At 72.1% G+C, this 15,043-nt stretch carries 12 protein-coding genes; 4 read left to right on the forward strand and 8 right to left on the reverse strand.

Features of this window, described 5'->3' with window-relative positions; genetic code table 11:
- Window positions 1-26: 26 nt before the first annotated feature.
- The 3 genes from ACZ4VA_RS31535 to ACZ4VA_RS31545 form a co-directional block, all read right to left on the reverse strand.
- Window positions 27-1,322: a polysaccharide deacetylase family protein gene (locus ACZ4VA_RS31535; protein ID WP_355791833.1), complete on the reverse strand. Its 1,296-nt coding sequence runs from the start codon at window positions 1,320-1,322 to the stop codon at window positions 27-29.
- A gap of 58 nt (window positions 1,323-1,380) precedes the next feature.
- Window positions 1,381-3,471, reverse strand: a complete 2,091-nt coding sequence (locus ACZ4VA_RS31540; protein WP_356165503.1) for a transglycosylase domain-containing protein — start codon at window positions 3,469-3,471, stop codon at window positions 1,381-1,383.
- A 716-nt stretch (window positions 3,472-4,187) separates the two neighbouring features.
- Window positions 4,188-5,687, reverse strand: a complete 1,500-nt coding sequence (locus ACZ4VA_RS31545) for a metallophosphoesterase family protein (RefSeq protein WP_388905844.1) — start codon at window positions 5,685-5,687, stop codon at window positions 4,188-4,190.
- A gap of 466 nt (window positions 5,688-6,153) precedes the next feature.
- Here ACZ4VA_RS31545 and ACZ4VA_RS31550 point away from each other — a divergent pair, with 466 nt between their 5' ends.
- The 4 genes from ACZ4VA_RS31550 (at window position 6,154) to ACZ4VA_RS31565 (ending at window position 9,815) form a co-directional block, all read left to right on the forward strand.
- Window positions 6,154-6,948 (forward strand): RNA polymerase sigma factor SigF, encoded by a 795-nt coding sequence (locus ACZ4VA_RS31550; RefSeq protein WP_356165434.1) that lies wholly within the window; start codon window positions 6,154-6,156, stop codon window positions 6,946-6,948.
- A gap of 369 nt (window positions 6,949-7,317) precedes the next feature.
- Window positions 7,318-8,037 carry a UdgX family uracil-DNA binding protein gene (locus ACZ4VA_RS31555; RefSeq protein ID WP_452920726.1) on the forward strand — a complete coding sequence of 240 codons (720 nt, stop codon included), beginning with the start codon at window positions 7,318-7,320 and terminating at the stop codon, window positions 8,035-8,037.
- Window positions 8,038-8,106: 69 nt separating this feature from the next.
- Window positions 8,107-8,307: a hypothetical protein gene (locus ACZ4VA_RS31560; protein ID WP_356165439.1), complete on the forward strand. Its 201-nt coding sequence runs from the start codon at window positions 8,107-8,109 to the stop codon at window positions 8,305-8,307.
- 26 nt (window positions 8,308-8,333) lie between these two features.
- Entirely contained in the window at window positions 8,334-9,815 is a 1,482-nt protein-coding gene (locus tag ACZ4VA_RS31565; protein WP_468083409.1) for an aminotransferase class I/II-fold pyridoxal phosphate-dependent enzyme, read from the forward strand.
- Between the two features lie 66 nt (window positions 9,816-9,881).
- Here the strand turns inward: ACZ4VA_RS31565 and ACZ4VA_RS31570 are convergent, their stop codons facing one another.
- The 5 genes from ACZ4VA_RS31570 to ACZ4VA_RS31590 all read right to left on the reverse strand — a co-directional run bounded on the left by ACZ4VA_RS31570 (window position 9,882) and on the right by ACZ4VA_RS31590 (window position 15,038).
- Complete coding sequence (locus ACZ4VA_RS31570) at window positions 9,882-11,192, reverse strand: FtsX-like permease family protein (protein ID WP_468083410.1); 1,311 nt, start codon at window positions 11,190-11,192, stop codon at window positions 9,882-9,884.
- 3 nt (window positions 11,193-11,195) lie between these two features.
- Window positions 11,196-11,987, reverse strand: coding sequence for an ABC transporter ATP-binding protein (locus ACZ4VA_RS31575; protein WP_356241544.1), 792 nt, complete (start codon window positions 11,985-11,987; stop codon window positions 11,196-11,198).
- A 179-nt stretch (window positions 11,988-12,166) separates the two neighbouring features.
- Window positions 12,167-12,811, reverse strand: a complete 645-nt coding sequence (locus ACZ4VA_RS31580) for a LutC/YkgG family protein (protein ID WP_356165450.1) — start codon at window positions 12,809-12,811, stop codon at window positions 12,167-12,169.
- Entirely contained in the window at window positions 12,808-14,286 is a 1,479-nt protein-coding gene (locus tag ACZ4VA_RS31585) for a LutB/LldF family L-lactate oxidation iron-sulfur protein (protein ID WP_356165453.1), read from the reverse strand. The genes ACZ4VA_RS31580 and ACZ4VA_RS31585 overlap by 4 nt, the downstream gene beginning before the upstream one ends.
- Entirely contained in the window at window positions 14,283-15,038 is a 756-nt protein-coding gene (locus ACZ4VA_RS31590) for a (Fe-S)-binding protein (RefSeq protein ID WP_356165456.1), read from the reverse strand. Before ACZ4VA_RS31590 ends, ACZ4VA_RS31585 begins: the two co-directional genes overlap by 4 nt.
- Between the last annotated feature and the right edge of the window lie 5 nt (window positions 15,039-15,043).

Here is a 15,043-nt window from a genome sequence, read left to right on the forward strand (position 1 = left end):
CCCGCCAGGACGCGGGGCGCCCCCGCCTAATTGACGACGCTCGACCAGTCCGGTGACTGTGCCGGGTCCAGGCTGCGCAGGCGTTCCAGGACCTCGGGTTTCTGCGCGTCCATCCAGTCGGCCAGCTCGCGGAAGGACACGCAGCGCACGTCCTTGCGCACGCACACGTTCTTGATGACCTCGTCGACGGCCTTCATGTAGATGCCGCCGTTCCAGTCCTCGAAGTGGTTGCCGATGAACAGTGGTGCCCGGCTGCCGTAGTACACGCGGTTGAAGCCGCCCAGGTACGCCTGGGCCGTCTCCTCGCGCCACTTGTCGTACTGTGCCGGGTCGCCGTCGGTCTCGCCCTCGGACTGGTTGTAGAGGAAGTTGAAGTCCATCGACAGGCCCTGGTACTTGCCGCCCTCGTACGGAAGCATCTGGAGGGGGAAGTCCCAGATGCCGTCCTTCTTCGCCGGCCATATCTGGAAGTCGCCGGCGGAGCTGGCGTCGTAGCGCCAGTCGAAGGTCTTGATGGCCTTGAGCAGGTTCTTCTGGCCTTCCAGGCAGGGCGCGCGGCCGCCGACGATCTCACGCTCCGCGTCGAAGGGCAGCGCCTTCAGGTCGTCGTAGCCGGTGTTGGTCTTCCACTTCTCGACGAACGAGTAGAACTGCCTGATCTCGCTCTTCCACTCCTCGACGCTCCAGTCGCCGCCGCCCTTGGCGCCGCAGAAGTGGCCGTTGAAGTGCGAACCGATCTCGTTGCCGTCCTCCCACGCCTTGCCCAGCTCCGTCAGCGTGGTGCGGATGTGCTCGTCGGTCGGGTAGCTGATCGCCGAGTCGCCCGGGTCGTGCATCGGTGGGTGGTACAGCGTCTTCTTGTCCTTCGGCAGCAGATAGATGCCGGTCAGGAAGAAGGTCATGTGGGCGTCGTACTCCTTGGCCATCTCGCGGTAGTGCGAGAACAGCTCGTCGTCGCCCTGGAGGGCGCCGTCCCAGGAGAAGACCACGAACTGGGGCGGCTTCTCCCCGGGTTTGAGCCTCGTGGCCTTGAACTCACCGCGCTGCGGCCCGGTGTACGAGGTGGAGCCGTCCCCGATCACCTTCGTCTTGCCGTCCCACTGGGGCTCCTTGCCCTTGCCCGCTCCGTCGCCGGGCGACTTGGCGGCCGACGACCCGGTGGGCGCGGGGTCGTCCCCCGTCCCCCACACGACCAGGGGAACGGTGACGCACGAGACGGCCAGGGCGATGGCGGCGGTCAGGATCCTGGGCCGGGCGGTCAGCCGGCCCAGGACGTCGGAGCTGCCGCTGCGGCGGCGCCTGCGGTGGGCGTTGGAGTTCATCGGTGGCGCATTCTGCGAGGAGGGAGAGCGGAGCGCAATGGTGCCGTCGCCGCTCGCTTCAGCTGAGCGGGCTCATGGACTTCGACCAGATGCCGTAGGGGACCGAGGTGGCGGGCGAACCGGCGAGGCCCTTCAGCGGGAGGGGTTCCAGGCTCTTGGACAGGTCCATGCGGTAGGTGACGACCGCCGTGGACACCGAGCGGTGCGTGCCGACGTACCAGGCAGCGGTGTCCTTCTGGCTGGTGCCCCCCTTGGCCGCGACCTTCGCCGAGTCGGGTGCCGCGCCCGGGTGCTGGGTGCGGAAGGACTCGGTGAGCGCGTCGGTGACCTGGTCGGCCACCTCGGTCCTGACCGCGCGGCGCGGTTTGGGTGTGCTCAGGGCGACGCCGCTGCCGTTGCGGGTGATGCGGCGCACCGAGTAGGGCTCGGTATGGGTCCCCTGGGCGGAGAAGGTGGCGTAGGCGCTGGCCATGCGGATGGCGCTCGGCGTGGAGCTGCCCAGGGACAGTTCGGGCACCTGGGGGCCCATGCTGGACGAGAGGAGGCCGGCCGCCTGGGCGGTCAGGCGCACCTTGTCCAGGCCCGTGTCCAGGCCGAGCTGCATGAACGGCGCGTTGACGGACGAGGCGAGCGCCTTGTGCAGGGGGATCTGCCCCCAGGACTTGCCGTCGTCGTTGTGGGCGGTGACCTTCTTGCCGCTGCGGTCCCAGTAGGGGCCCTCGGGCGTGGTCACGGGGACGTCGTCGTCACCGTTGTAGACGGAGTCGGGACCGACCGGGGTGGTGGCCGTCGTGCCCCGCTCCTTGCGGACCCCGTGCTCCAGGCCCGCCGCGTACACGAACGGGAGGAACGCCGAACCCGCCGGGACGGTCGTCGCGTTGGACTCGTTGAAGCCCTGCTTGCGGTGGTCGGGACCGCCGTAGACGGCGAGTATCCGGCCGTCGTCGGCGACGGACGCGGCTCCGTAGTGCGCGGTCCTCGCCTTGTCCGGGTCGTCCTTCCTGGCGTCCTTGCGGGCGCGGGTGACGGCCGCGGTGAGGGCGTTCTCCCGCTTCCGGTCGAAGGTCGTGTAGATCTGGTAGCCGCCGAGGTCGAACTCCTGGTCCGAGATGTGCGCGGACTTCTTGGCGTACTGGGTGGCCAGCTCCACCAGGTAGTCGCTCTGGTGGCCGGTGTCGTAGACCCGGGACTGCTTGAGCGGCTCGGGGAACTCGGTGTACTTGGCGCGCTGTTCCGCGGAGAGCTTGCCGATCTTGACCATGCGGTCGAGGATCCAGGTCCACCGCTCCACGGCCCGCGCGTGGTTGTTCGCGCTCAGGGAGGGGTCGAAGAGGCCGGCGCCCTTCAGCAGCGAGGCCAGGAACGCGGCCTCGCTGGGGTTGAGTTCGCTGACCTCCTTGCCGTAGTACGCCTGCGCGGCCCGCTGGATGCCGTAGGTGCCCCGGCCGAACCAGCTGGTGTTGAGGTAGCCCTCCAGGATCTGGTCCTTGCTCATCTTCTGGTCGAGCTTGATCGCCATCATGGCCTCGGTCAGCTTGCGGCTCACCGAGCGGTCCTGGGACAGGTAGACGTTCTTGACGTACTGCTGGGTGATCGTCGAGCCGCCCTGGGTGTCGCCCTCGCCGACCGTGCGCCACAGGGCGCGGGTGATGCCGCTGGCGGAGATGCCGGGGTCGGAGTAGAAGCTCTCGTTCTCCGCGGCCAGCACCGCCCAGCGCACCTGCTCGGGGATGTCCTTCAGCGGCATCTCCTGGCGCCGTACCCAGCCGGTACGGGCCATGGGGGTGCCGTCCTCCCAGAAGTAGACGTTGTCCTGCTGGGTGGCGTACGTGTTGAGGTTGTCCGGGATCTCCGTGGTGGCGTAGGCGACGCCCAGCAGGGAGGCGGTGGCGGCGAAGAGCGTCAGGACGGCGCCGAGCCACTGGCGCCAGGAGGGCATCCAGCGACGCCAGCCGGTACGGCCCGGCCGCGGGTACTTCGGGCGCAGGCGCCGGACGTAGGGCGCGGCGCCCTCGATGACGGGGGCCAGCCGTGCGGAGACGGCCGCCGTCACGGCAGCCCTGGCGGTGGGCGGGCCGGGTTTGCGCCGGGGGCCGCTGCGCGGCTCGACGGGCTTGGGCTTCGGCACGTCCGACACCCGGAGCGCCATGGTGGCCTCCGGGTCGGTGCGGACCCGCCGGACCGGGGCGGGCTCGGGCGGGGAGCTGTCGTCGGGGGAGAGGGGAGCCGGGTCGGCGTCCGGGGTCCGGCGGGGGGGCCGGGCGGCGAGCGCCTTGAGGTCGTCGGGCGTCCGGAGCGCCATGGTGGCTTCCGGGTCGTTGCGGGGCTCGCGCTCGGGGGCGGGCTCCAGGTCCTCGGGCACCCGGAGCGCCATGGTGGCCTCCGGGTCGGTGCGCGGGCGGTCACCGGCGTCGGGGGTGTCCCGGTGGCCGGGACGGTCCGAGGTTCCGGGGCGTGACGGTGGCGCCTTCTCGCCGTCGGGCGCGGGCGTGCGGCGGCCGGATTCCGGAGAGCCGGAGCGGCCGGGAGCGTCCTCGCGGCGGTGCGGGCCGCCGCCCTCCTCGGGCCTAGCCATGGAGGGTTTCCGGACGTGGCCCCCCGCCGGGGTGCACCTCATGTATTCGCTGCCATGACGTGGACATGCCTGCGTCTCCCTCCGCACTCAGTCTTGCTCGCGCGGGTAGATGCAGCTGCCGCGCACGCGGCTGCGAGCCCCCCTCCCCGACCTTTCGGTACATCGCGGCCCCCACAAATTATCAGTGGTCACAGTGATCGCTTCCGTCGGATACCAGACAGAAAGCGGACAGTTGTGTTCCGTTTCGGTCACGTGAAGGACGCGGTGCCCCGCCCCCGCGGTTCCCCGGGTCACCGCAGCGGGATGATCACTTCGTCCTCGACGGGCGGATCGAGCTCCTGAGCACGGTTTCCGGTGGCCGAAAAGCATCGCAGCCGGACCGAGTCCGGAGAGACGTCCAGCCGCAGGAAGCTCTTGAAGAACGGCGGGCTGTACGTCGCCGATCCCGGCGAGAACAGCTGCGTGTACGTCTTGCGCACGGGCAGGCGCAGCCACGCTCGGCGGCCGGGGCGGCGGCCCGCGCCCAGCAGCCCGGCGACCAGCCTGACGCGCCGCGTGACGCGCGCGGGCGCCGCCTGGGAGCGGGTCGGCGCGACGCCCAGACGCTCGGCGATCACGGCCGTCGCCTCGGCCTCGCCGAGCGTGAAGAAGCGGGGCATCCGCAGCCGCCGCCCGTAGAGCCTGCTGTAGAAGGCCAGGGAGTCGCCGCGCAGGGGATAGCAGCGGAAGTCGTCCTCGCCCACCCCGGCCACGGAGACCCGGGGGATGGTGTGGGTGGCGTGCATGAACGCGCCGCCGCCCCCGGCGACCACGTACTGGACGGTGCGGCCGTCCACCGCCACCGGATAGCGCTGGTAGTTGTGGATGTCACCGCCGATCGCGGCGACGTAGCGGTGAGCGGGATCACGGACGATGTCGTCGACCGTGCCGCCGCCCTCGATCGCGCAGGGGTGGTGCTCGCCGTCCACGTACAGGGGTGAGCCGGTGACGAGGATCTTCGGGACGTCCGCCCGCGACACCTCCCGCAGCCAGCGGCCCTGTTCGGCGTCGAGGGTCCCCAGCAGCCCCGTGTCGATGCCGACGATGCGCACCGGACCGGCGTCGATCGCCCAGTAGGGGCCCGGCTGCACGGCCTGTTGGGCGGGCGCGGACCGCAACTCCTGGGCTGCGGCCAGACGTTGCTCGTCCACGGGTCGGGGTCTGTGCCACAGCAGCGCACGCAGCCAGGCGCGTGTCAGCGGGCGGGGCGCGGGCTGCGGGGCGAGAGGCGGGGCGTCGCAGAAGACGCGCATGAAGCCCTGGAGGTCCTCGTACCAGTCGTGGTTGCCGGGTATCGCGTACACGGGTGCCTGGTAGTCCCGGTACGGACGGTGGAACTTCGTGCCGTACTCGTCGGCGCTGCCCACCGGATAGACCACGTCACTGGCGAGGACGGCGAAGCTGGTGTCCTGACCGACCTTCAGGAAGCCCGGGACCACGGCGTACTGGGCGTCGTCGCCCTCCCCGGTGTCCCCGATGACCATGAAGGAGAAGTGGTCGGGGTCGTCGCGCCGGATCACGCGGTCGGCGGGGGCGTCGGCGGCCGCGCGCTGCTCCGCCCAACGGGCGCGGGTACGGCCCGTGGGGTCCCCGAACCACGAGGCCAGTACGCCGTTGCGGGCCGGCCACAGCGTCCGCGGGTCGAGCCACGACAGCTTCTCGACCCGCTGCGGCATCAGCAACCGGTAGTCCCCGCGCTCCGAGTCGCCCCAGCCGGCGCCCGCGGCCGTGTCCCGTGAAGAGTCAGACATCGGGGAACCGTAACAACGCGCCCGGACGCGCCGACGACCAGCCCGTACCTTCGGCACGCACGCCCGGCGCCAGGGCGCCCCGCGGGCCGCGCACGCCCAACTCGCCGCGCCCCCGGCCCACTTCGCGGCGGATCCCCTCAACCAGCCTTGCCGCAAAGGTTTCAGGGAAAGGGATTCGCCTTCGATGTCATTTCTCGACGCTATTTCTCGGCGTCGAGAGGCACGGTTCTGTCGATGGAATTCCTTTCAACGAATCCGTCACCGCCCGGGCTCACCCGGTCGCCTTGCGTCAACGCCGTCCGGAATGCGTTTCGCGCATTCCAGGACCGGGAATTCGCGGGTTAGTGCTTCGGACAGGAGGCACGTCCGTGGGAGCTGGCCCGAACAGAATCCCGGGTGTGTCCGGTGCCGTCCGTATGTGCAGCTCCCCAGGTGACGTACACCTTTCGAAGGGAGTTGCGGCGCCATGAGTGTCACGGCACGCACGAAGCAGCACCCGCACGACGACGCCCCCGACACGGCCGCGGCGTTCGAACACCTCCACGCCCTGCCCGACGGCCCGGAGCGGCAGGCACTGCGGGACGAGCTGGTGAGAGCCTGGCTGCCGATGGCCGACCGCATCGCGGGCCGGTTCCGGGGCAGGGGGGAGTCCGTCGAGGACCTCTGCCAGGTCGCCGCCCTCGGTCTCGTCAAGGCGGTCGACCGCTACGACCCCGAGCGGGGCAACGCCTTCGAGAGCTATGCCATCCCGACCATCACCGGTGAGATCAAGCGCCACTTCCGCGACCACATGTGGCTGCTGCACGTGCCCCGCCGGGTCCAGGACCTGCGCAATCGCGTCCGTACGGCGGTGAAGGACCTGTCACAGACGGCACCCGGCCAGAACCCCTCCGTCGCCGAGATCGCGGCCGAGGCACAGTTGACCGAGGACGAGGTGCGCACGGGTCTTGAGGCCCTCGACAGCTTCACCGCCCTCTCGCTGGACGCCGAGCTGCCGGGCAGCGACGACGGCTACGCGCTGGGGGACGCGCTCGGCGCCCCGGACAGCGGATTCGACCTGGTCGTCGACCGCGAATCGGTGAAGCCCTGCCTCCGGGCGCTGCCGGAGCGCGAACAGACCATCCTCTACCTGCGGTTCTTCTGCGGCATGACGCAGAGCGGGATAGCGCGGCAGCTCGGCATCTCGCAGATGCACGTCTCCCGCCTGCTGAGCGGCTGCTACGACAAGCTGCGCGAGGAGGCGTTCACCGACGCGCCCTGAGCCGTGTCCCAGCCGGTCTCCCGCCCGGGTACGGGCCGAGCGGGAACCGTCACCCCGGGCCGGCCCAGGCCGGCCCGGCGGCGAAAGGCCCGAGTGCCTCTTCCCCGGTCCCGTCCTCCTCCCCACCGCCGCCGGCCGATCCGATTCCGTGCACGGAATTCCGCGGCGATTGATATCGGGGCGATTCTCGGGGCTGCGTTCCGTCCGGCGACGGAGTTCGGGACGGTGGCCGTGCGGAAACGCTGCCGAGCGTGCCCGGAAGCCGCCGTGACCGCCGCATGACGAACGCGGCGCGGGGTACTCCGGCGGCACCCGGGGTGCGAGGGCCCGGGCACCGACGGCACGTAGCGGTCCGGAGGTGAGGCGCACATGAGCCCGACCGACGACGACGCGCCCACGGCGCACGAGGGCGGCGCGGAGGCGTACGACGCGGGGCCCTTCCTGCCCGCGCCGGGCGGCATGCCCGCGCACCGGCGTGCCGCGGCGGACTGCCGGGGCCGCCCCCTCTTCGAGAACGCCACCGGGACCGTCTTCGGCGCGGGTGACACCTCGGCGCGGATCATGCTGGTCGGCGAGCAGCCCGGGGACCAGGAGGACAGTCAGGGGGAGCCCTTCGTCGGACCGGCCGGCCGGCTGCTGGACAAGGCGCTGGAGGAGGCGGGCATCGACCGGGACGACGCCTACGTCACCAACGCCGTGAAGCACTTCGAGTTCACCCCGGCCGCGGGCGGCAGACGCCGCATCCACAAGGCGCCCGACCTGCGCGAGATGACCGCCTGCCGGCCCTGGCTCCTCGCGGAACTGCGGCTGGTCCGGCCCGACGTGGTGGTCGCGCTCGGCGCCACCGCCGGGAAGGCGCTGCCCGGCAAGTCGTTCCGCGTGACGAAGGACCGCGGAGCGCTCCTCCCGCTGCCCGGCGAGGAGGCGGAACAGCACACGCGGCCCGGCGGGCGGGATGAGGGCGTGCGGTACGTGGTGGCGACCCTGCACCCGTCCGCCGTGCTGCGCTCCGACGACCGCGAGGCCGCCTGCGCGGGGCTCGTCGCCGATCTGAGGGTGGCCGCGCGGGCGCTGCACGAGGGCCGCTGAGCGTCACGGCGCCGCACCGGCCCGGAGGATGATCGGGCTTGAACGCCGATCTCCGGGTACCCGGCCGGTATGAGCGACACCGATCCGCGTCCGACCGGGCGCAAGAAGCCGACCCGGACCGCGACGGAAGAGGCCCTGGAAGAGGTGAAGGAGCTCGGGAGGCAGGAGGACACCGACACCACCGAGGGCGCGCCGGAAGGCACCGGCGACCCCGTCACCCCGAGCCGTCCCGCCAACCGGAAGACCGCCGAGGGGCACCCCTCCGACTGACCCCTCGCCGAAGGAGCACGTACACCGTGGATCACACCAGAGCGCCCGTGCTGGACGCGCTGCGGCGCTACCACGACCAGGGAGAGCTGTCCTTCACGCCGCCGGGGCACAAGCAGGGCCGCGGCGCCGATCCGCAGGCGCGTGCCGTCCTCGGCGAGGGCGTGTACCGCTCCGACCTGCTGGCGTCCGGCGGACTCGACGACCGGCTCATGAGGGGAAAGGTCCTCAAGAGCGCCGAGGCGCTGATGGCGGACGCGGTCCACGCCGAGCACACCTTCTTCACCACCTGCGGCAGCTCCCTCTCCGTGAAGGCGGCGATGCTCGCCGTCGCGGGGCCGGGCGAGAAGCTCCTCGTGGGCCGCGACGCCCACAAGTCGGTGATCTCCGGACTGATCCTCGCCGGTATCCACCCGGTCTGGGTCGACCCGCGGTGGGACGAGGAGCAGCGGCTGGCCCACGCACCGGACGCGGAGGCCTTCGAGGAGGCGCTCGCCCGGCATCCCGACGCCAGGGGAGCCCTGGTCACCAGTCCGACGCCGTACGGCGCCTGCGCCGACCTCGGCCGGATCGCGGACGTCCTGCACGCCCGCGGGCTGCCCCTGGTCGTGGACGAGGCGTGGGGCGCCCACCTGCCCTTTCATCCCGAGCTGCCGTCCTGGGCGATGGACGCCGGCGCCGACGTGTGCGTGACGAGCATCCACAAAATGGGCAGCGGCCTGGAACAGGGCTCGGTGTTCCACCTCCAGGGCGACCTGATCGAGGCGGAGTTCCTGCAGTCGCGGGCCGACCTGTTCGGCACGACAAGCCCATCCGTGCTCATCTACGCCGGGCTCGACGCCTGGCGCCGCCAGATGGTCCTCGACGGTGAGCGGCTGCTCGGTGAGGCATTGTCGCTGGCGTCCGACGTGCGCTCCGCCGTCGAGAAGATCCCCGGCCTGCGGGTGCTCGGCCACGACGACTTCGTGGGCAGCGGGCTGTCCGTCGACTTCGACCTGCTGCCCGTGGTCATCGACGTGACCGGCCTCGGCACGACGGGCTACCGGGCCGCCGACCGGCTGCGCGAGAAGCACGGGATCAACATGCACCTCGCCGACCATCGGCGCGTCAGCGCCCAGATCACGCACGGCGATTCGCCGGCCACCACCGAACCGCTGCTGGACGCCCTGCGCGACCTGGCCGACCATGCCGGTGAACTGGCCGTCGGCGTACCGGAGATGGTCGTACCCTCCGGGGCGCGGATGCGGCTGGAGCAGGCGGTGCGCCCCCGGGACGCGTACTTCGGCCTGGCCGAACCCGTGCCGCTGGACCGGGCCGTGGGCCGGGTCTCGGCGGAGATGATCACGCCGTACCCGCCCGGCATCCCGGCCGTCCTCCCGGGTGAACGGCTCACCGAGCCCGTACTCGACTACCTCCGCACCGGCCTGGAGGCGGGGATGAACCTGCCCGACGCCGCCGACCCCGAGCTGCGCACCATCCGCGTGAAGGTGGGCGGCGGACCGCCCGGCTGACCGGTGGCGCGCCCCGAAAACGCCGGCGCCGGGCGGGGACCACTCCCGCCCGGCGCCGGTCCCGCGTCAGGCGGCGAGTCCCACCGCGTCCACCGCCGGGACCCGCAGCATCCGCCGCGTCGTCGCCAGAGCCGTGCCCAGCGTCGCCGCCGCCGCGATCGCGACGACCACCAGCCAGATGCCCGGACCCCGGCCCGGCAGCACCGCGTCGGTGCGGACCACGGTGAACGGCACCGCCCCGGCGAGAGCGGCCGCCGTGCCGAAGAGGACCCCGGTCACGGTCAGGACGACGCCCTCGACGCCGACCGCGCCGAGCACCTGGCCCGGAGTGGCCCCGGCGAGGCGCTGCTGTCCGAACTCCCGGGCGCGGAACGACGTCGCCGCGTACAGCGAGTTGATCAGCGTGATGCAGCAGAAGAGCACGATGATGCCGACCACCACCAGGTTGAGCGTCTCCAGGTTCTTCGCGTCGACGGACTTCGGGATGCCGGACGCCTCGATGGCGTCGGTCTCGACCGCTTGCATGGAGAGCGTCGCCGCCGCCACACCGGTGAACATGATGAGCGGCATCAGGACGCCGGACAGCTGCTCGACCCGCCCGCGCAGCGCCCGAACGGCGAGATAACCGCTCGCCCCCGCCACCGGGATCCGGTCCAGGACCGCCGTGAGCAGCCGCGGCGAGTGCAGTGCGAACCCCACCGAGAGCAGGATCGCCCCGTACGCCGCCGGTGCCATCAGCGCGGCGTCGGAGGCGGAGAACGCGAAGGTGGAGCAGACGCCCGCCGCCCCGGCCGCGAGGGCGGCGTACGCCGAGAACGTCCGCACCCCGCCCCGCCGCCGTCCCCCGCGCGTCGCCCGCCGCACCGCGAGGAACGCCGCGCCCGCCGACGCGAGCACGGTGATCCAGAACCCCGACATCAGCGCCACCGGGCCGAAGGAGTAATCCACCGAGCGGGCCACCTGGCCGCTGTCCTGGAACACGTCGAACAGGGCCCGTCCGCCCAGCGTCGCGGGACCGATCGCCAGCAGGAAGCCCAGCAGCGCCACGGCCACCGCCTCACCCACGACCATCCGCGTGATCTGCGCGGGGGTCGCCCCCGAACACCGGAGCAGCTCCAGTTCGGCGCTCCGCATGCGGACGTTGACCGTCAGCGTCGAGGCGACCGAGAAGAACACCAGCAGGGTGCCGTAGCCGCCGACGACGCTCGCCGCGGTGGACAGCGAGGAGGCGCTCTCGGCGTCCACACCCGGCCGGCCCGCGGTGTCGTGCATCGAGTTGAACGTCATGACGACCACCGCGCCGAGGAACGCGGACAGCAGCGTCGCGGTGAAGCGCCCGGGGCGCCGCCGGACGGAACGCAGGGCCAGCGTGAACATCGCTCACACCCCCGCCGTCACGTCGTCGCCCAGGTGCGCCAGCCGCTCGGCGACCGTGTCGGCCCGCGGCGCGCGCAGCTCGCCCGCCACCCGGCCGTCGGCGAGGAAGACGACCGAGTCGGCGTACGACGCCGCCACCGGGTCGTGGGTCACCATGACCACGGTCCTGCCGTGCACCCGCACCGCGTCCTGGAGGAGCACCAGCACCTCGCGGGCACTGCGCAGGTCCAGAGCCCCGGTCGGCTCGTCCGCCAGCACCACGCTCGGCTCGGTCACCAGCGCCCGGGCGATCGCCACCCGCTGGCGCTGACCGCCGGACAGCTGGTCCGGCCGGTGCCCGAGCCGGTCGCCCAGCCCGACCGCGGCCAGGACCTCCCGCGCCCGCCGCCGGTCCACGCGCCGGCCCGCCAGCCGCAGCGGGAGCACGGTGTTCTGCGCGACGGTCAGGGTGTCCAGCAGGTTGTACTGCTGGAAGACGAAGCCGATCCGGCTGCGGCGGAACCGCGTCAGCGCCGCCTCACCGGTCCCGGTCATCTCGGCGCCGTCGACCATCACGATGCCGCTGTCGGGGCGCTCCAGGCCGGCCGCGCACTGCAGGAGCGTGGACTTGCCGGACCCCGACGGCCCCATCACCGCGGTGAAGGTGCCCCGCGCCAGACTGAGTGTCACCGCGTCGAGCGCGGTCACGGCGCTGTCGCCGCTGCCGTACGTCTTGGTGACCTTGACCAGGCGCAGCGCCTCGGCGGAGGGCGCCGAGTCGTGCGTAGGTCGCGCGGTCCGGTGGAACATCGTCATCACTCTCCGTCCGGCACCCCCTGTGCCTCGACGTCGACGCTACGGAGCGGCGGGCCGCGGCACACGGGGCGCAGAACCCGTATCGCGGGGTGTACCCAGCGCCACCCCGCCCGCCCGTACGGGCCACCACCCGCGAGGGGCCCGACGGCGCACCGCCCGGGCCCCTGGGCCGGGACACGTCACCGAGTCACCAGCACCACTTCCAGGGTGCGCGGGCCGTGCACGCCCTCCACCCGGTCCAGCTCGATGTCGCTGGTCGCGGACGGCCCGGAGATCCAGGTCAACGGACGTGCCGGATCGAGGCGTTCGAGCCCCTGCGGCACCGAGGAGACCACCTGGGCGGGCACCCGCACCACGCAGATGTGGTGGTCGGGCACGAGGGTGGCCCGACGGCGTCCCTGGTCGGGGCCGCCGTCCAGAACGATGGTGCCGGTCTCGGCGATCGCCACCGCGCACGCGGTGACGACACTGTCGACGCGGTCCAGCTCGTGCGCGGTGTTCCCGGCGAGGTCCGCCACGCGTGCCACGTCCGACGCCGCCAGCCAGCCGGTGTCCAGCCCGGACGGCACCAGCACCGACGTCGAGCCGTGCGCGGACAGCAGCCTCGCGATCAGGTCCGGGAGCCCGGCGGCGTCGGTACGGTGCACGAGCGCGCGGTAGTCGGCCAGGTTCTCGGCCAGCAGCTCCACCGTCCGCCCGACGTCACGCCGACCGTGCTCGCGCAGATAGGCCCGCTCGACGGCCCGCTCGTACGGGGTGTCGTCCGCGGGCACGTCCGCGAGGGCGCGCCGGACGCGGCCCAGGATCCGTTCCCTGCTGCTCACTTGCGACCGTCCTCTCCGCCGTGCGTGCGCTGCCACCAGTCGCGGAAGGGCTCCGCCGGCACCGGTGGCAGATCCCGCGTCTCGCTCCACGCCCGGCCCGGGCCCGGGAGCGTACGCGGATGGAAGCGCCGGCTGCGCGAGGCGAGCCGCTGGCCGGTGCGCAGCGCCCCCGGGTGCGCGAACGCCCAGCCGGCCGCGCGCATGGCGGCCCGCTCCGCCGCGTGTCCCTTCGCCGGACGCAGCACCACCTTGTTGCCCTCGCGGGTCACCGGGCCGCCCTGGACGACGCGTTCCCGCAGGTGCACCAGTACCTCGGGGATGTCGATCGCCACCGGGCACACGTCGTAGCACGCCCCGCACAGCGAGGAGGCGTACGGCAGCGACGCGTCGATCTCGCTGCCGGTGCCCCGCAGTTGGGGGCTGAGGATCGCGCCGATCGGGCCCGGGTAGACCGAGCCGTACGCGTGGCCTCCGGCCCGCTCGTACACCGGGCAGACGTTGAGACAGGCCGAGCAGCGGATGCAGCGCAGCGCCTGACGGCCGACCTCGTCGGCGAGCGTGTCGGTGCGCCCGTTGTCGAGCAGGACCAGGTGGAAGTCGCGGGGGCCGTCCTCCTCGGTGGTGCCGGTCCACGTGCTCGTGTACGGGTTCATGCGCTCGGCCGTGGAGGAGCGGGGCAGCGTCTGCAGGAACACCTCCAGGTCCCGCCAGGTCGGCACGACCTTCTCGATGCCGACGACCGAGATCAGCGTCTCGGGCAGGGTGAGGCACATCCGGCCGTTGCCCTCGGACTCCACGACCACCAGGGTGCCGGTCTCGGCGACCATGAAGTTGGCCCCGGAGATCCCGACCTTGGCCCGCAGGAACTTCTCGCGCAGGTGCAGACGGGCGGCCTCGGCGAGTTCGGCGGGCGTGTCGGTGAGGCCCTCGGGGGCGGGGCGGCCCCACTCGCTCATCTCACGGGCGAAGATCTCGCGGATCTCCCCGCGGTTGCGGTGGATGGCCGGGACCAGGATGTGCGAGGGGCGGTCCTTGCCCAACTGCACGATCAGCTCGGCCAGATCGGTCTCGTAGGCACGGATGCCCTCGGCCTCCAGCGCCTCGTTGAGCCCGATCTCCTGGGTGGCCATCGACTTGACCTTGACGACCTCGCTCTCGCCGGTCGCCTTCACCAGGTCCGCGACGATCCGGTTGGCCTCGTCGGCGTCGACGGCCCAGTGCACGGTGCCGCCGGCCGCCGTCACCGCCTCCTCCAACTGCACGAGGTAGCGGTCGAGATGGCGCAGGGTGTGGTCCTTGATCCGCTTTCCCGCCTCGCGCAGGGCCGCCCAGTCGTCGAGTTCGGCGACCGCGTGCGCGCGCTTGGCGCGGATCGTGTGCGTGGCGTGACGCAGATTGCCGCGCAGCGTGGGGTTGTTGACGGCCTCGTGCGCGGCCCGGGGGAAAGCCGGCATGCCGACGAAGGTCCCGCTCATGCCAGGGGCTCCTCTTCCGTGCTCGCCAGGATCTCCGCGATGTGCACCGGGCGCATGTCGGTGCGGAGCCGGGCCATCGTGCCGCCGACGTGCATCAGGCAGGAGTTGTCGGCCGCGCACAGCACCTCCGCGCCCGTCGACTCGGCGTTGCGCACCTTGTCGGCGCCCATCGCCGCCGAGACGTCGGCGTTCTTCACCGCGAAGGTCCCGCCGAAGCCGCAGCACTCCTCGGCCCCGGGCAGCTCCCGCAGTTCGAGCCCCTTGACCGCCTGGAGGAGCCGGCGCGGCCGCTCGCCCAGGCCGAGACCGCGCAGCCCGTGACAGGTCGGGTGGTAGGTCACCGTGTGCGGGTAGTACGCGCCGACGTCCGTCACCCCGAGGACATCCACGAGGAACTCGGTCAGCTCGTACGTCTTCGGCACGACCGGGGCGAGTGTGGCCGCGAGGGTGTCCCCGCGGCCCTCCGCCCGGGCCCGCTCGCCCATTCGCGGGTACAGCTCCCTGACCATCGCGCCGCACGACCCCGAGGGCGTCACGATCGCCTCGTACTCGGCGAAGACATCGGAGAAATGCCGGGCCATCGGCTCCGCCTCGTGCCGGTAGCCGGTGTTGTAGTGGGCCTGCCCGCAACAGGTCTGCGCCATCGGGAAGTCGACCTCGACGCCCAGTCTGGTCAGCAGTTTCACCACGGCGCGCCCGGTGTCCGGATAGAGCGTGTCGTTGACACAGGTCAGGAACAGGGCGACACGCATCGCGG

This window comes from Streptomyces sp. NPDC028308, from assembly GCF_055565855.1.

Excerpts from the sequence above, each read along its gene's own strand:
- ACZ4VA_RS31535 (WP_355791833.1), bottom strand. The coding sequence starts at position 1,322 with ATGAACTCCAACGCCCACCGCAGGCGCCGCCGCAGCGGCAGCTCCGAC.
- ACZ4VA_RS31540 (WP_356165503.1), bottom strand. The coding sequence starts at position 3,471 with ATGGCGCTCCGGGTGTCGGACGTGCCGAAGCCCAAGCCCGTCGAGCCG.
- ACZ4VA_RS31545 (WP_388905844.1), bottom strand. The coding sequence starts at position 5,687 with ATGTCTGACTCTTCACGGGACACGGCCGCGGGCGCCGGCTGGGGCGAC.
- ACZ4VA_RS31550 (WP_356165434.1), top strand. The coding sequence starts at position 6,154 with ATGAGTGTCACGGCACGCACGAAGCAGCACCCGCACGACGACGCCCCC.
- ACZ4VA_RS31555 (WP_452920726.1), top strand. The coding sequence starts at position 7,318 with ATGAGCCCGACCGACGACGACGCGCCCACGGCGCACGAGGGCGGCGCG.
- ACZ4VA_RS31560 (WP_356165439.1), top strand. The coding sequence starts at position 8,107 with ATGAGCGACACCGATCCGCGTCCGACCGGGCGCAAGAAGCCGACCCGG.
- ACZ4VA_RS31570 (WP_468083410.1), bottom strand. The coding sequence starts at position 11,192 with ATGTTCACGCTGGCCCTGCGTTCCGTCCGGCGGCGCCCCGGGCGCTTC.
- ACZ4VA_RS31575 (WP_356241544.1), bottom strand. The coding sequence starts at position 11,987 with ATGACGATGTTCCACCGGACCGCGCGACCTACGCACGACTCGGCGCCC.
- ACZ4VA_RS31585 (WP_356165453.1), bottom strand. The coding sequence starts at position 14,286 with ATGAGCGGGACCTTCGTCGGCATGCCGGCTTTCCCCCGGGCCGCGCAC.
- ACZ4VA_RS31590 (WP_356165456.1), bottom strand. The coding sequence starts at position 15,038 with ATGCGTGTCGCCCTGTTCCTGACCTGTGTCAACGACACGCTCTATCCG.